Source organism: Martelella sp. FOR1707, assembly GCF_053484265.1.
Genome location: NZ_JBAKFP010000001.1, coordinates 563,691 through 582,762, shown reverse-complemented (window position 1 = coordinate 582,762; position 19,072 = coordinate 563,691). Strand labels below are relative to the sequence as shown.

The window sequence follows — 19,072 nt, the reverse complement described above, 5'->3', positions numbered from 1 at the left end:
CCGCCTTCCTTGCGGCGACTTAGCCATGCTTCAACGCCCGAAATACCCCGTGATGCTTGCCTTATCGAGCAAATGGCTATTGATCATGAAGCCTGCCATCGCGCCTGAGGACAGGCTGTCCAGCGGCAGGCTGTCGACATCGAGCGCATAGACGGTGATGACGTAGCGATGCGGTTCAGCGCCGACCGGCGGACAGGGGCCGCCGTAGCCTGCCATGCCGAAATCCGTCCGCGTGGCGATCGCCGTTCCCGGTCGCGACCCTTCGGCCAGACCGGTCGCATCGGCGGGAATATTGACCAGCACCCAGTGCCACCAGCCGCTCCCGGTTGGCGCATCGGGATCGAACATGGTCACGGCAAAGCTCTTCGTCGCCTCCGGCACGTCCCTCCAGTCGAGAGCAGGTGAGACGTTCTGGCCAAGACATCCCAGTCCGCGCAATGCATGACGGTCCGGAATCCTGCCGCCATCACCAAAGGATGGGCTGGTCAGCTCCATCGCAAGCGCTGATGTGGGCAGCAGGGCAGCGGCGGCGAGAAGCGTCAGCGCCCGGTACGCAAGGTTTACGGCAAGTGCATGTCCCTTGTTTGGTCGCAGCTTCATTCTTCCCCCTCCCAATAGCCGATTGCGGCATTTTTCCTCACGGTCAGTTCCAGGCGTCGGGCGGCTTTCTCCCCACCCGGGGCGGAGCCAGCAAAAACCGCCACCTTGCCGCTATCGGGATATTCCAGGACGTCGGGCTCATTCATCGAGCTGATCGCCAGATAGCAAAGCGGTTCGGAGCCTCCCGCCCGCAATTGATGCGCTGTTTCAACGCCGCCGGCGGGGCAAACGACGACATCACCAGCGCTTACGTCATGTTCTTCCTCGCCATATCGCAGCACACCGGCCCCCGCCAGAATGACAAAGAGCTCGTCATTTGCATGGTGGCAATGAAAGGGCCAAGCCTTCTTGCCAGGAGAAATCTCGACATAGCGAGCGCCGAGATGTTTCGCGCCGAGCGGGCCCGCCACAGCCGCCAGCCGGGCTTTATAGGGTTCGCCATGGGTATGTGTCTGGAGCGCCAGCGCCCGAAGGGTTACGATTGGAAGCATTGCTATGGCCTGACTGGTTTCGATCTTTCAGCGAGAAGGCCAGCAAACGAAGGCGAAAACAAATGAGCGCTTCTCACGCCATATGGAGGGATGCTCATTCGACAATATCCATCCGAGCGAAGAAAAAGCGGACACCTGAAAGTAACAATCGAGAGGCTTCAGCGTGATAAACCACGGAGGCGGAACAGAGATTGCTGGTGTCCGGGAGATGCCGAACCAAGCATTGTCAGTGCGCCTTGAAACAGACGATGGCCGGCTTCTCGGCGGGTTTCTATGGCGACACAGCGGTGTTGCGGCCGCGCGGCCGATCGTGATCATCAGCGCCGCGACGTCTGTAAAGTGCCGCTACTACTCCCGCTTCGCCGACTACCTGTATTTCAACGGATTCGACGTACTCACCTTCGACTACCGGGGGATCGGCGAATCCCGGCCGAAATCCTTGTGCGGATACCGTGCCGACTGGGTGGATTGGGGCGCGCATGATCTGGAGGCAGCGCTCGCATACGCTGAACGCACCTTCCCGGGGCAGGAAATCCATGTCGTCGGCCATTCGATCGGCGGCTTTGCCATCGGGCTTGCGCCCTCGAATTGGCGGATCGGACGCATTCTTACCGTCGGATCCCAATTCGCCTATTGGCGGGATTACGGCGAGGCCGAACGCCGGCGCATGTTTATCAAGTGGCACATCGTCATGCCGCTGCTGACACGAATGTTCGGTTACTTTCCGGCCAAACGGCTTGGCTGGATGGAGGACACGCCCGCAGGCGTGGTCCGGGACTGGAGCCGAATGAAGGCCCGGTTCGAGCATACCGTGCGGCAGGAACTTTTCATCGGTGGGGAGCGGGAATCCGAAATCCTGCAAAGACGTTTCGCCAGGGTGACGGCGCCTATACTCGCGATTGGCCTTGAAGACGATCCGCACGGTACGCCGGCAGCGCTCAACCGGCTGCTCGCCTATTTCACGTCCAGCCGCCGGTATCATTGGCGCATTGCCCCAGCCGACATTGGCGTATCATCCATCGGACATTTCGCCTTCTTCCATGACCGGTTCAGGGACAGTCTGTGGCCGCTCGCGCTTGACTGGCTGCGCGAAGGGGAGATCCCGCGCGATGCGCCCGGCCGGCTGCTCAATGAAGCAATGCCCGGGACAATGTCATGACGATAACGATCAAGGCCGCGAGCCGCGCGGACAGAAGCGGCTGGAAAAAACTCTGGGCAGAAAACTGCGCGCATTTCGGTGCCGGGGACATGAAGGAAGCGGTCATCGCCGGGCTGTGGCAGCGCGTTCTCGATCCTTCCTCACCGATGAATGCCTGGCTCGCGTTTCAGGCGGAGAAACCGGTCGGGTTGGCGCACACAATTCTCCATCCCCACACGTTCTCGCTCCGCCTCGTCTGTTATCTCGAAGACCTTTGGGTTTCTCCCCTGCACAGGGGCCGGGGCATCGCAACGAGGCTCATCGGGCATCTGAAGGTTCTGGGCGGACAGGAGGGCTGGCGGCGTCTCTACTGGGAAACGGCCGAGGACAACGCGGCCGCCCGGCACCTTTATGACCGCGTGGCGACGCTGAGGCCGATGGCGACCTATGAGATCGAGCTGGCACACTGAGGGCTGCTAATGGCGAGAACCACCCTCCTAACCCATGCCACCGCCATCTTTGATCTGAGCCTTGCGCTGGAGGCGTATGGCGCCGGTCGCCTCGGCGAGGCCGAAAGCATCTGCCGCAATATCTGCGCGCAAAACCCGCCGCCAGTCGACGCGATGCACCTTCTCGGCCTGATCGAAATGGCGCAAGGAAGGCTTGCGGCAGCAATCAAAACGCTGACAGCCGTGACCAATTTTCAACCCGACGACGCAACGGTCCGGAACAATCTCGGCATTGCGCTGCGGAAGCACGGCAGACTGCCGGAAGCGATCGCCGCGTTCGAGAACGCTGTCGCCTGCCGCCCGACCTATCCGGACGCACTCTATAACCTGGCTGTCGCATTGACCGATACGGGCAACAGAGGCTCGGCAATCGAGCCCCTGCGCCGGTGCCTGTCTCACGCACCCGGCCATGCCGGCGCCCGCTTCCTGCTCGGGAATCTGCTGGCCGATGCCGGCGATCATGAAGAGGCCGCCGCCCATCTGGAGCAATATCTGCGCGAAAATCCGGGCGATGTCGATGGCGCCCGGATGCGCCTGGCGCAGATGCACAGGGGGCCGGTCCCCTCTAGGGCTTCCGCCGCGCAGCTCGACCAACTCTATTCATTCAGGGCGCGCGACTGGGATCGGGCGGATGGTTATCTGGCGCATCGCCATGTCGGCGACGCGCTCGCCCGGCTGTTGCCTCGACACGGCAACCGGATCCTCGACATAGGATGCGGAACCGGACTGGTCGGCGGCCTGCTGCGAGATCGGGCCGCGCATCTGGCGGGCATTGATCTGTCCGAGGCGATGCTGTCAGTCGCAAGACAAAAATCGCTTTACGACACGCTTGTCCGCAACGATCTGGCTTCGTTTCTCTCTGCCGCCGCGCTTCGGTTCGATGCGGTCGCGGCTGCGGCCGTCCTGATCCATTTCGGAGATCTGGCAGCAATCTTCCCAAGCCTCGCCGATATACTGGATCCCGGAGGGCTTTTTGCCTTCACGGTCTATCCCAATGACAAACTGGACCCTCTCGGTTTCGGCCCCTGCATCAACCCGGAGCTTGCCAGCGCAGGCTGTTTTTCCCACGGCTCCGCCTATATCGAGGCGACGGCCGAGCGCTCAGGCTTCAAGCTTCTTGAACAAGGCGAGGTTGTGCACGAATACAGCGAAGGTCAGATCGAAATGGGGCTGCTGACCGTTCTACGGCGTCCCTGATCGCGCGGCGTGGCTGCCGGCGGCAACTCCGGATTCAAGCCCTTGCACATTCCGCAGGATCGACGGAAGGGCTATTCTGTTTCCAAAGATATCATTGACCGCACGTCAAAAATAACATAAGCGTAAACTTACCTATAAGCAGCCTCACGAGAACCAATTGATTGAGACCGTTCCCATTCTGAATACCGACCGGTTGCGCCTGCGACCACTGCGCTTCTCGGACTACCAAGATTATGCAGCCGTGATGCAGTCGGAACGTGCGGTGCACATGGGCGGGCCACTCGATGATCGCGAGAGCTGGGGCATGTTCTGCCACTGTATCGGATCGTGGGGCATGTTTGGTCATGGCGCGTTGGTGGTCGAACTTGCCGATGCACGCCATCATTCTATCGGCATGGTCAGCATCAATAGCGGCCCGTTGTTTATTGAGGACGAGCTTGGCTGGTTCCTGTTCGACGGATTCGAAGGCAACGGCTATGCAACCGAGGCGGCAATGGAATTGCGCCAATGGGCTTTCGGCGTGCGCAAGCTCAAGACCCTGGTCAGTTATTTCTCGCCGGAAAATGTGAAATCAATCGCTGTCGCAACGCGGCTGGGCGGTGTGTTGGATGAACACGCCAGAGTGCTGGATCCAACGGACATCGTCTATCGATACAGCAGATAACAAAAAACAGCTGCAGTTACGCCAGCACGCAAACCAGCATTTCCAGCGATTTCAGTGCGTTCAAATGGTCGGAGTGGAGAGATTCAAACTCCCGACCCTCTTGTCCCACCAGATGCGCTACCAGGCGGCGAGGGCTTTTGTTCAGTAGGCATAGAGTTCATCTCGGCCTCGCACCGTTTCGTCACCGGTCACGATTGCCGCCCTCGGGCTAACGAATGCCACCGACTTGGAAAATGGCGCGATCACCGCATCGATATCGCGGCGGTTCCATGCTTCGATCCATGATTTTCGAGCTCTTTGCGTGAAAGAAAGTTCATAGCCAAAACAGACCTGCTGTCAGTGCTGCGAGCGCGGACATGCTGCGATTTATGAGAAGAAGTCTCGACGGATCGTGAAGCACCTGTCGCAGTCCGGCCCCGAAGGCCGCCCACACTGCCAGGCACGGAATGCCGATAACGGTGAAAATCGCTGAGGCAAAGACAAGCTGGATCAGATAGCCGTTATGTGGAGAAATAAAGGCCGCGATGACGGTTACCGCAATCAGCCAGGCCTTGGGGTTTACGAACTGGAATGCGGCAGCCTGGAAAAAGGAAACCGGCTTTGCCAAAGAGGCATCGGGCATCTCGGCGGCACGCCAGAGTTTGTAAGCAAGCCAGAGCAGGTAAGCCGTGCCAATAATTTTCAAATAAATCTGGATACGGGGCTCAAGTGCAAAGACAGCCCCCAGGCCAGCTCCGACCGACATGAATTGAACGGCAACACCAAAAGGAATTCCGAGAATATGTGGCCATGTTCGTGCCATGCCAAAGACAAGGCCTGATGTGGTGAGCATCAGATTGTTCGGCCCCGGCGTGATCGTCATTACGAAAGCATAAAGTGTAAGGCCGGTAAGTGTTGCGGTTTCCATCCAGAGATCCGTTTGCAGGCCATCTCGATACGTAACGATGGCGAGAAATATCTGCCACTGAATGAAGGGAGGCGCTGCTGAGAATTCATCACGCCAAGTTGAGCCTTTCTCTTTCGCGTGTTCATCGGCGAAATGAACAGCTTTCGAGATGCGCAGAATTTCGGGTACTTTCCGCTAACTCCACTCATAAACCTGCACACTCCAAGTCTATCCATGCGGCAGCTCCCTGACCGGATGCGTTAAACAGTCAGCATTGGCCGTCATCGACCTGAACAACTCGGAGGTACCATCGGGCGACCATCTGACGGCGAGGGACAGCGTCAAAGGGTCTTGAAGGGATTCGAACCAACGACGCCGTCGTTCAGCAGTTGTAGCGGCGTTGATTTTCTAGTTTCGCCAACAAGCCCGTACCCGTGATGCGGCGTGGCAGGCGCTTCTCATCCATTGCGACATTGTATTGCTGGCAGCCGCCGCCTCACGACGGACCAAACTCTTTGACGAGGTCGCGGAAAGTGCAGGTTCGATCCACCATGGACGACACGATCGACTGGTCCCCACCAGTTCCTTGAATGAATATGTGAGAAGGCAAACATGGGAGCAATGTCGCCGCGCGGAACGTCGCTTTTTCCCAGCCAGGACGAAGTGGGTAAAAGCAAGAAGGCATCAAAGGCCTTGAAGGGACCGAAACCGGCGGTCCGCGAATTCCGCGCCTGCCTTCGCAACTATATGGCAAATTTCACCAAGTTCATCTCGATATAGGCACTTCCGACGCAAACAGCCATGTCCGCCTTTGCTCAGCCAAGCCTGAGTAACTGGTCCAGCAGATGGTCGGTCTTGATTTCCTCACCGCTCAAAGCCATCGCGACCAGCTCCGCCCCGATCACTGGCAGCGCGAGGACCGCATCGGGCCTCACCCGGCGCATCCGGTCCATGTTGTGAGCGTCATTGACGGCCAACAGGGTTCGAACATCTGGATTGATGTCCTTGGCAGCAAGCGAAACGAATGCATTTTCGGAATCGCTGTCTTGCAGCGCCAGTACGGCCCTCGCCTGCTTCACCCCTGCATTTTCAAGCACATCGCTGTCGGTCGCATCGCCGATAACCAGATCGTCGGGCTGCTCTACGCCCGCCTGAGGGACACTCGACCAGATCGCGGTCACCTGCATCCCCCGGGCTTCCAGTGACTTGACCAGGTTGCGAGCCAGCGAACTCTGGCCGGCAATGATAATATGGTTGTTCCGTTTCATAGGCCATTTCCTTGGTTGCAGCAGGCCCATCATGCGCCTGTTGATCACCGGTCCGACGATCGTCGTTAGCGAGGTGGCAAACACCACCAATCCAAGTACGACAAGCGACATCGTAAATAAGCGCGCGTCGTCTGTATGGGGTACGATATCGCCGTAACCCACAGTCGACATCGTGACGACGGTGAAATAAAGCGCAGATTCAAAATTGCCGATTCCAGGCGAGAACCCCTTGCCGAGGACATAGCTGCCGAGCACACCGTAACCCAGAGTGAGAAGTATGCCGACGAGAGCAAACAGTGTGCCTATGGTAAGGCTAGCTCGATAAAAGCACCGTCGCGTCATCACCAGCGAGATAAACAGAAACAAGGTGTAGACGACCAGGGCAACACTTGGATCCGAATGCAAGAAAATCTGCAATGCGAGCGATGCCGCCGTGATCAGAAGCGTCAGCACCCAGGCCAGACGCGAACGCCAGAGCAGACCAAACGACAGGACGGTTAGAAAACCGCCAACCAGTTCCTGCGAGACGCCGCGTATGGCAAGCACCTTGAAGCCAACTGACAATCCGCCAAGGTCGCTGACCGGATCAGGAAGTACGGATACCAAGCTCTGCAGCGATCCGAAAGCTGGCAGCAACTGGAGCAAGCCGCCAATGCCGATGGCCAGCGGAAGAGGAACATGCGGAAACCAACTTCCAACTTGCACAAGACGCCTGGGGATACACTTGCCCTTGCGCGCCCAGATCGCCGTTTTCACCTGTCGATGCGCACGCTTGGCGATTCGATGATCGCTCTGTTTCAATTCCGGAATTCCACGCATATAGGCTCACTCCATGCCTCAAGGACATCGACTACGATTCTAGGCTTCAGCTCAACAGTAACTGCGCCAAGATTTTTGTGTGCCTGCCAATGGGGAATGATCGAAGAACCGCACACTATCCTCGGTTGCGTTTGCGAAGCAGAGAAGATCGTAATCTGAACATTTCTGCGAAAGTCGGTAATATTCAACAATGCCATAACCTAAACCCGTTCGGGAGAAAATATCGGCGAAGGGCCACAAAGCCATCGAGCGTTCCGTCGCTCCAATTGTGCATGTCAGGCCTTACAGTTTCCCCAATGTTCCTTTGCCCATACTGTCTGCCAACAAGGACGACATCTCTGAATGGAAGAATGGCCAGAATGACTGAATGGCTTGTCACCACCTTGCGTGAAAACGTGGAAATACCGCTATTTCTCTGCCTTGTTGTCGGTTTCACCGTTGGACGGGTTCAGGTCAAAGGCATTTCGCTTGGCGAAGTGACCGCAACGTTGCTTGCGGCGCTCGTCATCGGTCAGATCGGCATCGAAATCTCGCCGAAGATGAAGTTCGTGTTTTTCTCCCTCTACCTGTTTGCCGTCGGCTACAGCGCCGGGCCGCAATTCGTTCGCGCACTGTTTGAAGGGGGCATAAAACAGGCGGGATTTGCGGTCGTCATCTGCATTATCAGCCTGATGAGCGTCTACGTCCTTGCATTGGCTGCCGGGCTCGATGTCGGAGCGGCGGCGGGTTTCTTCGCCGGCTCGGCAACCACTTCGCCATCCCTGCCGCTTTCCGAAACGGCGATCACGAAGTCCGCCATGACGGCCGCGGCGAAGGCCCATGCGCTTGACATCATGCCGGCTGCATTCTCGATAAGCTTCATCATCGGCACGCTCAGTTCCGTCATGATACTCGCGATCGTCGGGCCGCGTCTCCTGAAGGTCGATCTCGCCGCCGCCTGCCGCGCCTATGTCGAAAAAATGGGCGGCAATGACAGCAAGGCCCGTCGGGGAACGGCATGGCACCAGTATGTCGCGCGCGCCTATCGCGTCGATGCAGGCTCCCCGCTGGTCGGACTCAGCGTTGCCGATGTCGAACATTTCTTCGACAATCGCCGGCTGTTCCTGGCGCGCCTGCGCCGAAACGACGAGATCATGGAAGCCACCACCTCCGTCACGATCGCGGCCGGGGACATTATCGGGCTTGCAGGATCGCGGCACGTCCTTCTCGGCGAAGTCAGCCGCGTGCTTGAGGAAGTCGACGATGCAGAGCTGCTCGGGGTCGCGGTGGAGGGCACAGACGTCCTGATCACATCCGGGGAAGCGAGCCAGAAAACCCTGCAGGCGCTTGCCGACCTGCCGGAGACGCGGGGCGTGTTCATAACCGCGATCCACCGCGGCGCCCTGTCGGTGTCGATCCCCGTTTTCGCTGACACGACGCTTTATCGCGGCGACGTGATCAGGATCATCGGTCGCCCCACCGACATCGCCGGCTTCGCGAAGAAATTCGGCTATCTCGATCGGGAAACCGAGCGCGCCGACATCGCCTTCATCAGCGCCGCAATCGTGGCCGGCGCCGTTATCGGCGCGTTGAGCTTCAAGATCGACGATGTGCCGCTCACGCTTTCGACGGCCGGGGGCATTCTGCTCATCGGCCTCTTCTTCGGCTGGCTGCGTTCGGTGCATCCCGTCTTCGGCCGGGTACCGGGGGCCACGCTGTGGTTCATGAATTCGATCGGCCTAAACCTGTTCATCGCCGCGCTCGGTCTTGCCGCCGCTCCCGCCCTTGCCGGGGGATTGAGGGAGCTGGGCCCTGTCTTCCTGCTCTGGAGCCTGGTCGCTTCCATCGTTCCGTCATTGCTTGCAATCTATCTTGGGAAATACGTCTTCCGCTTCGATGACGCCATCCTGTTCGGATGCTGCGCGGGAGCGCGGAAATCATCCCCGGCGCTTGCCATGCTGACCGAGAAGGCAGAGAGCCAGGTGCCGGCCATTGGCTTTTCGGTCGGATACGCCGTTTCCACCACGCTGCTGATCCTGTTCGGCCTCCTGATCGTGATGATGATGTGAGCTCACGCCAGGCCGGTCTTGTCCTCGCCCTTCGCCTCCGGGTTAATGCCGGCCTGTTTCAGCGTGCGCTCCAGCAACTGGTCGTAGATCGGACGCCCGCCGATCCACTCGGCGATCATGTTGGCCGTCATGCAGGTGACGATCAACGGCATCACCATGGTATAGGCCCCGGTCAGTTCTAGCGACAGCACCACGCCGACGATCGGCGCGCGCACGGAGGCCGAAAACAGCCCGCCCATCGCTGCCATACCGAAGGCAAGCGGCGCGACCGCGCCATGCGGGACCACAAGTTCGACGACGCCGCCAAAGGCAAGACCGACGCACATCGAAAGCGCCAGGATCGGCGCGAAAATGCCGCCCGGCGTGCCTGCCGAATAGCTCGCCGTCATGGTGACATAGCGGATTACGGCAAGCGCCAGCAGAAGCTGAAGGCTGGCGCTGTGGGCGGCAAGCGAGGTGACCACATGCTCGCCGCCTGTCACCGCAAGCGGCATCGTCACGAACAGACCGCCGACGATGAGGCCGACCACGGCCGGATAGAGATAGGGCACGCGCCCGTTGAGGCGGGCGGCAAACGAGCCCGTCCACATCAGCGCCGCGTTGAGGCTGACGCCCAGGAAACCAAGCAACACCCCGAGGGCGACGAAGGCGGGCAGCAGGTAGAGTTGCGGGCTCGCCACCGCCATCGAGAAATCCGGCGCTGTGCCACCGATGATCTGGGTCATGACCGTCGCCAGCACGGCGGCTATGATCACGCCCATATAGGTGCGGAAGGTATAGGGAAACTGCCGGTGGGTTTCCTCGACGATGAACAGGATGGCGGCGAGCGGCGCATTGAAGGCGCAGGCGAGACCGGCGGCCGCACCGGCTCCCAGCATGCCGCGCCGCTCAGTTTCGCTGACCTTGAAGAAATCGGTGATCGCCGCCGAAAACGAGGCGCCGATATGGATCGTGGGACCCTCGCGGCCGAGCACCAGGCCCGAAGCGATCGAGACGATGCCGGTCAGGAACTTGACCGGCAGCACCCTTTGCCACCGGACGGTGCGCAACCCCTGCATGGCGCCTTCGATCTCCTGCACGCCGCTGCCGCCGGCCTCGGGTGCGAAGCGACGGACGCAGTAGACCGAAAGCAATGTTGCGCACATCGTGATCAGGGCGGCAGCGGCGACAAGCACGATGCCATCGAAATGTGTGGCGAGGACGCGGGGCCAAGTCTGCAGCCGGTCGATCAGCAGATGGAACACCGACCCGACGGAACCCGTCAGAATGCCCGCGAGCGCGGCAAGGGCCACGTAGCGGATCTGGGCATTTCTGCTGCCAGGACGATCGAGGTTTTCGGCGGGATTTTCCATTGGTTTCATCGCAAGGTGAGGGGTTGAAATTGCGGCGGGCCGCGCAGGGGCGTCGTCAGGTCAGAAACGCGATCCAGACGAGCGCCATGCACAGCAGCCGTGACGATGGCCGCCTTGATGGTTTCGGCGATATCAAGTTTCTGGGCTAGCGCGGCGACTGTGGCGGACGGGCTCTGTTCTTCCTTAGCGGCAAGATTCCTGCGCCCGCGATAGATCAGGCATACTACGCCCCAGACGACCGGCAGCGAGATCAACGCCGGCACCAGCGCCACCTTCATGAAGCCCGTGAAGGAAAGGCCGAGCGTTTGCGCTGCGATCATGTTCTGCGGGCTGCCGATGATCGTCGCCACCGAGCCGGTATTGGGCGCAAAACAGAAGCCGATCAGGAAGGGAACCGGATTGAGGCCGCGTGACATGGTGATCGAGACCAAAAGAAAGATGATGACGGCGATATCCACCACGGCTCCGGCGGTTGACGGGAGAAACAAAACGACAGCCGGGCGGCCATAAGGCGCAGCCCGGCTGTCGTGGTTTGGGCTCACTTGTTGATGTCGTTCTTCATGTTGAAGAGGTTGAAGGCGCGTTCGCCAACCATGTCCTCATCGACGCCTTCCTCCTGGATATCGTCAGCCACCCGCAGATGGCCGAAGCCCGCGAGGATCTTCAGCAGGATCGTGGTGATGATCCACGAATAAGCGGCGACGATGACGACGGCAAGCACCTGCACGCCAAGCTGCTTAACGCTCGCCGAAACAGCATTGATATGCGAGCTGGCCATGAAGCCGATCAGGATCGCACCGGTCATGCCGCCGACGCCATGGGCCCGCCAGACTTCCAGCGTATCATCGATCTTCAGCCATTCCTGCACATATTTGGCGTTGTAGCAGACTGTCGCGCCGATTGCGCCGATCAGAAGCGCGGCCATCGGCTCCACATAGCCGGCAGCCGGCGTGATCGTGGCAAGGCCGGTAACCGCGCCGACGAGCACGCCGGAGAACGAGACCCGCCGATGTCCGCGCCACTCCCACAACATCCAGACCAGCATGGCAATCGCGCCGGCGAGCATCGTGTTGGTGAAGGCATAAGCCGCCAGCGCATCCGCCGCATAGGCGCCGCCGGCATTGAAGCCGAACCAGCCGAACCACAGAAGACCCGCGCCGAGCGCCACCAGCGGCAGGCTAGCAGGCTGGCTTTCAGGATCGCCGACCGCAACCTTGCGCTTGCCGAGGAATCTGGCGGCGGCAAGGGCCGAGAAACCCGCGGCGGTGTGGATCACGATGCCGCCAGCGAAATCGACGACGCCCATTTTGGAAAGAAATCCGCCGCCCCAGATCCAGTGCGCAGCCGGCAGGTATACCAGGATCGTCCACAAAGCGACGAAGAACAAGTAGGCCCCGAATTTGAAACGGCCGACAAAGGCACCGGTCATCAGCGCCGGCGTGATGATCGCGAACATCATCTGATAGGCGAAGACCATCATGAAGGGAATGTGCGGCGCGTAGGTGTCATTCGGGCTGATGCCCACATGATACATCCCGAAATAGGGCCGGATATCGCCGATGATCCCGCCGATCGACGGACCGAAGGCCAGGCTGAAGCCACCGAACACCCAGATAATGCTGACAATCCCGATACAGACGAAATTCTGGATCATGATCGACAGCACATCGCGCTGCTTGACCAGGCCGCCGTAAAACAGCGCCAGGGCCGGGGTCATCATGCAGACCAGCGCCGTGCAGATTAGAACAAACGCGGTATCCCCCGCATTGATCGCTTGCATAACCTTCTCCTTTGAAAAGCTTGTTTTCTGGCGCGACCGCCCCGGTCGCGCCGCTCTTTAGTTGTTGGTATCGGCGACCAGATGCTCTCCGACCGCGCTGTGCGGATGCGGCGCGAGCAGCTTTTTCGGCGCGATGAACAGGTACATCGTCAGCACGTAGGGCGCGGTGAAGGACGGCAGGCCGAGCGGCTCGGTCAGCACGTCATAGGCGCCCTGCAGGAACACGGTGACGATCGTGGCCAGCAGCGCGTAGACGACCACCCGCGGCGACGGCTTCAGAAAGATGACGCCGACCGCCATCGCCGTCAGCACTGCACTGAAACCGTAGAGCCCTTGAGCCACCGAGTGCGGCTCCGCCCGAAGCGTGATCGCCGTCGCCATGGCGATCAGCGATCCGCAAATGGCCGCGATGCCGGCCACGCGCGAGGCGATCAGAATGCCGAGCAGGATGATCGCGCCGCTGATCTCGTTGCCGAGAAGATAGACCTGGCCGATATTGCGGAAGAATATCTGGACCAGTTCGACATGGGACGGGATCATCGTCGCGCCATTGATATAGTCGGAGGCCAGTTCGGGATGGTCGCCGGAGACATCGAGCGCGCCGAACGTATAGGCGCCCGCCACCAGCAGCCAGCCGGTCAGCACGAACGGACCTGTGGAACCCGGAATCTCCCAGCTTTTGGTGATCATCGCCCCGAGCGCCGCCGTCACCACCGTGCTCATCGCCGCGCCGATGACGACATAGAACCAGAGCTGCGGCGAAACGCTGATGAAGGTCGGCAGCGCCACGCCCACGAGAATGCCGTTGAAGCCAAACAGGCCGGAGGTGATCGAATCCTCATCGCAATCGAGAAGCCGGGCGGTGAGCGTTGCAACGATGAGGCCGACAAGCGCGCCGATTGTGATCGACCAGTTGCCCCCGGCATAGCTCGCATAGGCGATCGCGGCGATGAACAGCGCGCCGGTGAGGGCGTTCTCCATGAAGAATACCTGCCCCGCACCCCTCAGGCATTGCGTTCCAAAATCTTTCCGCTTCTCTGCCATATCCGCACCCCCTTCTTGGCCGTTGATCAACGCCAGAGGAATTCCTCCGGCAGCGTTCTGCCGCGGGCTTCTTCCCTGACGACCTTCCAGAAATTCCGAACCTCCGCACGCACGTCGTAGCTTTCGATCCCGACCACGCGCAGCATCAGCCCCGCGCCGTTCGGAAGCGTCGAAACGCCGGAGATCGCGCGCGGCCGGTCGTCGCCGAAACTGACGCCGACCCGTCCGCGGATGCGTTCGGCAACCGCCGGCGGCGTGATGCAGAGAATGTTGGCGAAAGCGTCGTAACCGCCCATCACCGCGGGAAAGTCGATCGTCTCGTTTCCCTTTTCGATCAGCACCTTTTCGGTGAACAGCTTGCGGCCGTCCGGCCGGCGGGCATTGACGGTCATCGACAGGAGATCGAAGCCGAAACGCTCGCTTTCATGGTGGTGCTTGCGGCCGGTCATCATCATCTCGCCATAGAGCAGCGTCGCGTCCTCATGGACCACCAGATCGGTGTCGTTGATGAAGCGCGAGTCGCGATAGGGAATGGTGAAATCCGGCAGAAATTCGAGATAGGCGTCCTTTTCGAGCGTCACGGTCTGGTGCTGCGAGGCGTAATTGGCATCCATCTGGTGGATGCGGTTCGCCCCTTGGGAGGTCACCTGGGCGCACGCCCCCTCGCCCACCGAAATGTCGATCGTGTAGCGATCGCCCTGCAATATGCCGCCGCCGATCGAGATGATCGAGCAGATCGGCAGTTCGGGCATCGCCTCGTCCCAGTAGAGCGCCTGCTGCACCAGAAGCGGCGTGACCCGGTAGAGATCGGACAGCACGGAGCGGCCGCCGCGCATCGAGAAGCCGAGACGCAACGCACCGATCTTTCCCGGTCCGGCGGCGCGCATCTGCCGAGGCTCGGTCCTGAAACCGTTCAGTTCCCGGTATTCGTCGATCCGGCGCAGGCTTTCATGCAGGCTCATCAGTTCACTCGGCGGCTTCGCCGGCAGCCGGCGTCACATCGAACAGCGCCATGTCCATGACCAGCTTCATCAGTTCGTCAACGCCCTCGCCGGTCTTGCAATTGGTGAACACGAACGGCTTCTTGCCGCGCATCAACTTGGAATCGCGTTCCATGACGCCGAGATCGGCGCCGACATAAGGGGCGAGATCGGTCTTGTTGATCACGAGAATATCCGACTGGCAGACGCCGGCGCCGTTCTTGCGCGGGATCTTGTCGCCGGCAGCGACGTCGATGACATAGATGTAGAAATCAGCGAGCGCCGGGCTGAAGGTCAGCGTCAGGTTGTCGCCGCCCGATTCGATCAGGATCACGTCGCTGTCCGGATATTTTTCTTCCATCTCCTCGACCGCGGCGATGTTCATCGAAGGGTCCTCGCGCACCGCGGTGTGCGGGCATGCCCCGGTTTCCACGCCGACAATCTTCTCCTCGACCAGCACGCCCTTCAGCGTGCGCCGCACCTGTTTTGCGTCTTCCGTGGTGACGACGTCATTGGTGATGATCAGCGGCTTGACGCCAAGCTCGATCAGCCGCGGGGTGATGGTTTCGATCACCGCCGTCTTGCCCGATCCGACCGGGCCGCCGATGCCGATACGCGTGATTTTCTTCATTGTTCCAATCCTGTCTGGTTGCCGGTCAGTTCATGAACAGCCGGACATGGGTTTTGGTGTGATGGGCGACGAGGACATCGAAGACCGGCGCGAAGCCGGACATTTCATCAAGGTCCAGCCCGCTGACGCGCGCGTAATCGTCTTCAACACGCGCCTGCACGGCAAACAGGATGCGCTGGGTATCGAGATGATCGATCCGCATCAGCCGCACCGCGGCACTCATGATCATCGCTGCAACGCCATACTGGTGGACCACGAAGGCCTGCTTCTCATCGGCGCCCAGATGCGCGAGCGCCACCGCCTGGCCCACCGGAAAGCAGCCCGGCGTCGTGCCCGCCTTGATGTCGGCAAGCCAGCGTTCGAGCGCGGGAAAGCTGCTGATCTTCAGGGAAAGTTCAGCGAATTTGCGCCCCATGCGGGCGAGCATCAGCTGTTGTTCCTCGCCGACGCGGCGATTCCACAATTCCTGGTCGGCCTCAAGCATGGCGTCATAGGCACCGCGCCGGGCAGCGCGATGGGCATGGAGGAAGGCGATGCCATCCATGCTTGATGCCTGCCGCACCACCGTTTCGACGAACCGTTCCAGGCTTGCCGCATCGGCCACGACGCTGGTCTGGATTGCCGATTCCAACCCGTTGGAAAAGGCGAACGCGCCAACGGGCAACGTCGAATCGGAAAACTGCAGAAGACGCGCGAGCAGGATCATGTCGTCTGCCGAGCGTGTCCTGCTGCTGTTGTCATCCGCCATGCTTCTGCCTCGCGATCAGTGGTGATGATCGCCATGGCCGTGACCATGGTCATGGTGGTGGTGCGGCGTCGCGTCTGCGCCGGCAAACAGCATCCGCACCTCGCGGGCGTCGAGCTTGGCGGCGATTTCCTCGCCCGGCGCGAAATGGCTCTTCACCCCCTCGAAAGCGTGCGTTTTCATCACCGAGGCCATGACCTTCTGGTCGACCGAAAGCGGCACATAGACCGTGCTGCCCTTGATCACCGCCGGCCAGTGCTGGTTGCCGAGCCCGTGCCCCAGTTCGAAGCACACCCTCAGGATTTCCTGCGGCGACAGGGTTTCGAGCCCTTCGAGCTCGATCACCATGACCTCCTTCAGGGCGATGCGGGCAGCGATAATGGTGTTGCTGGCCTCGTCGTAGTGCAGGACATCGTCATTGTGGAGATGCTCCGATCGCGGCAGCGAGATCGCGAGTTCGGTTCCGCCCTCGCTCGCCTTGCGCAGGCGGTTCTTCGGCGCTTCCCACTGTTCGAGCGCGAGGTAGTCGACCGTCGCTTCGTGGGAGCGTTTGTGCCAGTCGGCATCCTTCAGGTTGCCAAGAATTTTTTCGACAAGAATCATGGTGTTCGCCGCATTCTGTGCGCCTTGAAAAAAGAGCCGAAACGCACCGGTGCCTGCTTGGCCCTCGATGCCGCCTTCCGGCTGAACTTCCGCGGCGTCGTTGTTGTTGGACGGACCGGGCGAAGGCTTGCCTCGCCCAGCATCGCAATCAGCTGAAGAAGTGGAGCTGGTTCAGCGGGATCGTGGTCGCCGGCTCGACGGTCGCGTGCTTGCCGTTGACGGTCACCGCGAAGGTTTCCGGATTGACCTCTATCTCCGGCAGGGCGCTGTTGCGCACCATCGAGCTCTTGCTGATCGTGCGCGTGCCATAGACCGGCACCACATGCGACTGGAGCTGGTAGCGGTCGACGATGCCGTCCTCATAGCCCGCCAGCGACGTGAAGGTGACGCGGGTCTTCGGCAGCGCCGAGCCGTAGGCGCCGAACATCGGCCGGTAGAGAACCGGCTGCGGCGTCGGCAGCGATGCGTTGGGGTCGCCCATCAGCGCCCAGGAAATGAGGCCGCCCTTGATCACCATTTTCGGCTTGGCGCCGAAGAAGGCCGGCTCCCAGAGCACGAGATCGGCCATCTTGCCGACTTCGACCGAGCCGATCGCGTGACTGACGCCCTGCGCGATCGCCGGATTGATCGTGACCTTGGCGACGAAGCGCAGCACGCGTTCATTGTCATTGCCCGAGGTGTCGCCTTCATAGGCGCCCATCCGGTCCTTCATCAGATGCGCGGTCTGGATCGTGCGCGCCCAGTTCTCACCCACGCGGCCCATGGCCTGGCTGTCGCTGGAGAGGATCGAGATCGCGCCAAGATCGTGCAACACGTTTTCAGCGGCGATGGTTTCCGGCCGGACGCGGCTTTCTGCGAAAGCGACGTCGGTCGGGATTTTCGGGCTGAGATTGTGGCAGATCATCGTCATGTCGAACAATTCGGCCTGCGAATTGATGCCGTAGGGCAGCGTCGGATTGGTCGAGCTCGGAATGACGTTGGACTGGCCGGCGACCCGGATAATGTCCGGCGCGTGACCGCCGCCCGCACCTTCCGTGTGGTAGGTGTGGATGGTGCGGCCCTCGAAGGCGGCGATCGTGTTCTCGACGAAGCCGGCCTCGTTCAACGTATCGGTATGGATGCAGACCTGAACGTCAAACTCGTCGGCGGTGCGAAGCGCGGTGCGGATCGCTTCCGGCGTGCTGCCCCAGTCCTCATGGATCTTCAGGCCCATGACGCCGGCGCGGAGCTGCTCCTCGATCGGAAGCCGCGCGGAGACATTGCCCTTGCCGAGCACGCCGGCATTGACCGGCCAGCCGTCGAAGGAGCGCAGCATCATCTCGACATTCCACGTGCCGGGCGTGATGGTGGTTCCGTTGGTGCCGTCAGTCGGGCCGATGCCGCCGCCGAACAGCGTGGTGACGCCGTTGGAAAGCGCGGCTTCCGCCTGCTGGGGCGAGATGAAGTGGACGTGGGCGTCGATGCCGCCGGCGGTCAGGATCAGGTGCTCGCCGGAGATCGCATCGGTGCCCGGCCCGAGCGCCAGCCCCGGCGTCACGCCCGACATGGTGGACGGGTTGCCGGCCTTGCCGATCGCGCAGATATTACCGTTCTTGACGCCGACATCGGCCTTGATGACGCCCTGCACGGGGTCGAGGATGGTGACGTTGGTGATGACGAGATCGGGGGCGCCGGCGGCATTGGTGAGCTCGTTGTCATAGCCCATGCCGTCGCGCAGCGTCTTGCCGCCGCCATAGACGGCTTCCTCGCCATAGACCCTCAGGTCCTTCTCGATCTCAATATAGAGATCGGTGTCGCCGAGGCGAATCTTGTCGCCCGTCGTCGGACCGTAGAGGTCGGAATACTGCTGTCTTGAAATCTTGGCCATTTCAGAAATCCTGTCGAATGAGGTTCTATCGGGCGATCACTTGGACGACTTGAAGCCGTAGCGCTCGACGCGCTCCATCGCGTCGACCAGCCTCGGACGGCTGTCGTTGTAGCTTTCATCGCCGACCCAGCCGTTCACCAGGCCGTTGAAGCCGAGCACCCGCTGCTTGCCCTGATAGGGAACAAGGGTGACCTCTTTCTCATCGCCCGGCTCGAAGCGGAGGGCGGTTGTTGCAGGAATGTTCAGGCGCTTGCCGAAGGCCTGTTCACGGTCGAATTCCAAAGCGGCATTGACCTCGAAAAAGTGGAAATGCGAGCCGACCTGGATCGGCCTGTCGCCGGCGTTGCGCACCTTGAGCGTGGTCGTCGGATAGCCGGCATTGATCTCGATGTCGCCCTTGCCGAGGACCAGTCCGCCGACCGGGGTTTTCTTTTCATTCGCCATGTTCAA

Annotated in this window: 19 protein-coding genes; 5 read left to right on the top strand and 14 right to left on the bottom strand. The window is 60.7% G+C overall.

Annotated elements, in window-relative coordinates; genetic code table 11:
• Positions 1 to 30: 30 nt before the first annotated feature.
• Complete coding sequence (locus tag V6765_RS02560; RefSeq protein ID WP_448426203.1) at positions 31 to 600, bottom strand: YbhB/YbcL family Raf kinase inhibitor-like protein; 570 nt, start codon at positions 598 to 600, stop codon at positions 31 to 33.
• Positions 597 to 1,010, bottom strand: a complete 414-nt coding sequence (locus V6765_RS02555; RefSeq protein ID WP_448426201.1) for a cupin domain-containing protein — start codon at positions 1,008 to 1,010, stop codon at positions 597 to 599. Before V6765_RS02555 ends, V6765_RS02560 begins: the two co-directional genes overlap by 4 nt.
• A 289-nt stretch (positions 1,011 to 1,299) precedes the next feature.
• Here V6765_RS02555 and V6765_RS02550 point away from each other — a divergent pair, with 289 nt between their 5' ends.
• From V6765_RS02550 to V6765_RS02535, 4 genes are all read left to right on the top strand, one after another.
• The gene (locus V6765_RS02550; RefSeq protein WP_448426199.1) at positions 1,300 to 2,250 is read left to right on the top strand and encodes an alpha/beta hydrolase family protein; all 951 of its coding nucleotides are present in this window, start codon (positions 1,300 to 1,302) and stop codon (positions 2,248 to 2,250) included.
• Positions 2,247 to 2,699 carry a GNAT family N-acetyltransferase gene (locus tag V6765_RS02545; RefSeq protein WP_448426197.1) on the top strand — a complete coding sequence of 151 codons (453 nt, stop codon included), beginning with the start codon at positions 2,247 to 2,249 and terminating at the stop codon, positions 2,697 to 2,699. The genes V6765_RS02550 and V6765_RS02545 overlap by 4 nt, the downstream gene beginning before the upstream one ends.
• 9 nt (positions 2,700 to 2,708) lie before the next feature.
• On the top strand, positions 2,709 to 3,935 hold the full coding sequence (locus V6765_RS02540; RefSeq protein WP_448426195.1) for a tetratricopeptide repeat protein: 1,227 nt from the start codon (positions 2,709 to 2,711) through the stop codon (positions 3,933 to 3,935).
• A gap of 157 nt (positions 3,936 to 4,092) precedes the next feature.
• Positions 4,093 to 4,599: a GNAT family N-acetyltransferase gene (locus V6765_RS02535; protein ID WP_448426193.1), complete on the top strand. Its 507-nt coding sequence runs from the start codon at positions 4,093 to 4,095 to the stop codon at positions 4,597 to 4,599.
• A gap of 313 nt (positions 4,600 to 4,912) precedes the next feature.
• On the opposite strand, the gene V6765_RS02530 is transcribed toward V6765_RS02535, so the two are convergent.
• Positions 4,913 to 5,506, bottom strand: a complete 594-nt coding sequence (locus V6765_RS02530; RefSeq protein WP_448426191.1) for a LysE family translocator — start codon at positions 5,504 to 5,506, stop codon at positions 4,913 to 4,915.
• Positions 5,507 to 6,300: 794 nt separating this feature from the next.
• Positions 6,301 to 7,572, bottom strand: coding sequence for an NAD-binding protein (locus tag V6765_RS02525; protein ID WP_448426189.1), 1,272 nt, complete (start codon positions 7,570 to 7,572; stop codon positions 6,301 to 6,303).
• A gap of 359 nt (positions 7,573 to 7,931) precedes the next feature.
• On the opposite strand from V6765_RS02525, the gene V6765_RS02520 reads away from it, so the two are divergent.
• The gene (locus tag V6765_RS02520; protein WP_448426187.1) at positions 7,932 to 9,620 is read left to right on the top strand and encodes an aspartate-alanine antiporter-like transporter; all 1,689 of its coding nucleotides are present in this window, start codon (positions 7,932 to 7,934) and stop codon (positions 9,618 to 9,620) included.
• Between the two features lie 2 nt (positions 9,621 to 9,622).
• Here the strand turns inward: V6765_RS02520 and clcA are convergent, their stop codons facing one another.
• From clcA to V6765_RS02470, 10 genes are all read right to left on the bottom strand, one after another.
• On the bottom strand, positions 9,623 to 10,972 hold the full coding sequence (gene clcA, locus V6765_RS02515) for a H(+)/Cl(-) exchange transporter ClcA (protein ID WP_448426185.1): 1,350 nt from the start codon (positions 10,970 to 10,972) through the stop codon (positions 9,623 to 9,625).
• 5 nt (positions 10,973 to 10,977) lie between these two features.
• The gene (locus V6765_RS02510) at positions 10,978 to 11,430 is read right to left on the bottom strand and encodes an SLC13 family permease (protein ID WP_448426183.1); all 453 of its coding nucleotides are present in this window, start codon (positions 11,428 to 11,430) and stop codon (positions 10,978 to 10,980) included.
• An 80-nt stretch (positions 11,431 to 11,510) separates the two neighbouring features.
• Complete coding sequence (locus V6765_RS02505; protein WP_448426181.1) at positions 11,511 to 12,752, bottom strand: ammonium transporter; 1,242 nt, start codon at positions 12,750 to 12,752, stop codon at positions 11,511 to 11,513.
• Between the two features lie 57 nt (positions 12,753 to 12,809).
• Entirely contained in the window at positions 12,810 to 13,796 is a 987-nt protein-coding gene (yut, locus tag V6765_RS02500; RefSeq protein ID WP_448426179.1) for an urea transporter, read from the bottom strand.
• A gap of 26 nt (positions 13,797 to 13,822) precedes the next feature.
• Positions 13,823 to 14,758 (bottom strand): urease accessory protein UreD, encoded by a 936-nt coding sequence (locus V6765_RS02495; RefSeq protein WP_448426177.1) that lies wholly within the window; start codon positions 14,756 to 14,758, stop codon positions 13,823 to 13,825.
• 4 nt (positions 14,759 to 14,762) lie between these two features.
• Entirely contained in the window at positions 14,763 to 15,407 is a 645-nt protein-coding gene (gene ureG, locus V6765_RS02490) for an urease accessory protein UreG (RefSeq protein ID WP_448426175.1), read from the bottom strand.
• Positions 15,408 to 15,432: 25 nt separating this feature from the next.
• Positions 15,433 to 16,155 carry an urease accessory protein UreF gene (locus V6765_RS02485; protein ID WP_448426173.1) on the bottom strand — a complete coding sequence of 241 codons (723 nt, stop codon included), beginning with the start codon at positions 16,153 to 16,155 and terminating at the stop codon, positions 15,433 to 15,435.
• A 15-nt stretch (positions 16,156 to 16,170) separates the two neighbouring features.
• Positions 16,171 to 16,755, bottom strand: coding sequence for an urease accessory protein UreE (ureE, locus tag V6765_RS02480; protein ID WP_448426171.1), 585 nt, complete (start codon positions 16,753 to 16,755; stop codon positions 16,171 to 16,173).
• 148 nt (positions 16,756 to 16,903) lie between these two features.
• A complete protein-coding gene (locus V6765_RS02475; protein WP_448426169.1) occupies positions 16,904 to 18,622 on the bottom strand; it encodes an urease subunit alpha in 1,719 nt (572 codons plus the stop codon).
• A gap of 36 nt (positions 18,623 to 18,658) precedes the next feature.
• Positions 18,659 to 19,066, bottom strand: a complete 408-nt coding sequence (locus tag V6765_RS02470; RefSeq protein WP_448426167.1) for an urease subunit beta — start codon at positions 19,064 to 19,066, stop codon at positions 18,659 to 18,661.
• Positions 19,067 to 19,072: the final 6 nt, after the last annotated feature.

Bases quoted from the DNA above. Each gene is read 5' to 3' on its own strand.
- V6765_RS02475 (WP_448426169.1), bottom strand. From the start codon at position 18,622: ATGGCCAAGATTTCAAGACAGCAGTATTCCGACCTCTACGGTCCGACG.
- clcA (WP_448426185.1), bottom strand. From the start codon at position 10,972: ATGGAAAATCCCGCCGAAAACCTCGATCGTCCTGGCAGCAGAAATGCC.
- ureG (WP_448426175.1), bottom strand. From the start codon at position 15,407: ATGAAGAAAATCACGCGTATCGGCATCGGCGGCCCGGTCGGATCGGGC.
- V6765_RS02495 (WP_448426177.1), bottom strand. From the start codon at position 14,758: ATGAGCCTGCATGAAAGCCTGCGCCGGATCGACGAATACCGGGAACTG.
- V6765_RS02520 (WP_448426187.1), top strand. From the start codon at position 7,932: ATGACTGAATGGCTTGTCACCACCTTGCGTGAAAACGTGGAAATACCG.
- V6765_RS02470 (WP_448426167.1), bottom strand. From the start codon at position 19,066: ATGGCGAATGAAAAGAAAACCCCGGTCGGCGGACTGGTCCTCGGCAAG.
- V6765_RS02505 (WP_448426181.1), bottom strand. From the start codon at position 12,752: ATGCAAGCGATCAATGCGGGGGATACCGCGTTTGTTCTAATCTGCACG.
- V6765_RS02545 (WP_448426197.1), top strand. From the start codon at position 2,247: ATGACGATAACGATCAAGGCCGCGAGCCGCGCGGACAGAAGCGGCTGG.
- ureE (WP_448426171.1), bottom strand. From the start codon at position 16,755: ATGATTCTTGTCGAAAAAATTCTTGGCAACCTGAAGGATGCCGACTGG.
- V6765_RS02525 (WP_448426189.1), bottom strand. From the start codon at position 7,572: ATGCGTGGAATTCCGGAATTGAAACAGAGCGATCATCGAATCGCCAAG.
- V6765_RS02560 (WP_448426203.1), bottom strand. From the start codon at position 600: ATGAAGCTGCGACCAAACAAGGGACATGCACTTGCCGTAAACCTTGCG.
- V6765_RS02540 (WP_448426195.1), top strand. From the start codon at position 2,709: ATGGCGAGAACCACCCTCCTAACCCATGCCACCGCCATCTTTGATCTG.
- yut (WP_448426179.1), bottom strand. From the start codon at position 13,796: ATGGCAGAGAAGCGGAAAGATTTTGGAACGCAATGCCTGAGGGGTGCG.
- V6765_RS02550 (WP_448426199.1), top strand. From the start codon at position 1,300: ATGCCGAACCAAGCATTGTCAGTGCGCCTTGAAACAGACGATGGCCGG.
- V6765_RS02530 (WP_448426191.1), bottom strand. From the start codon at position 5,506: ATGGAAACCGCAACACTTACCGGCCTTACACTTTATGCTTTCGTAATG.
- V6765_RS02485 (WP_448426173.1), bottom strand. From the start codon at position 16,155: ATGGCGGATGACAACAGCAGCAGGACACGCTCGGCAGACGACATGATC.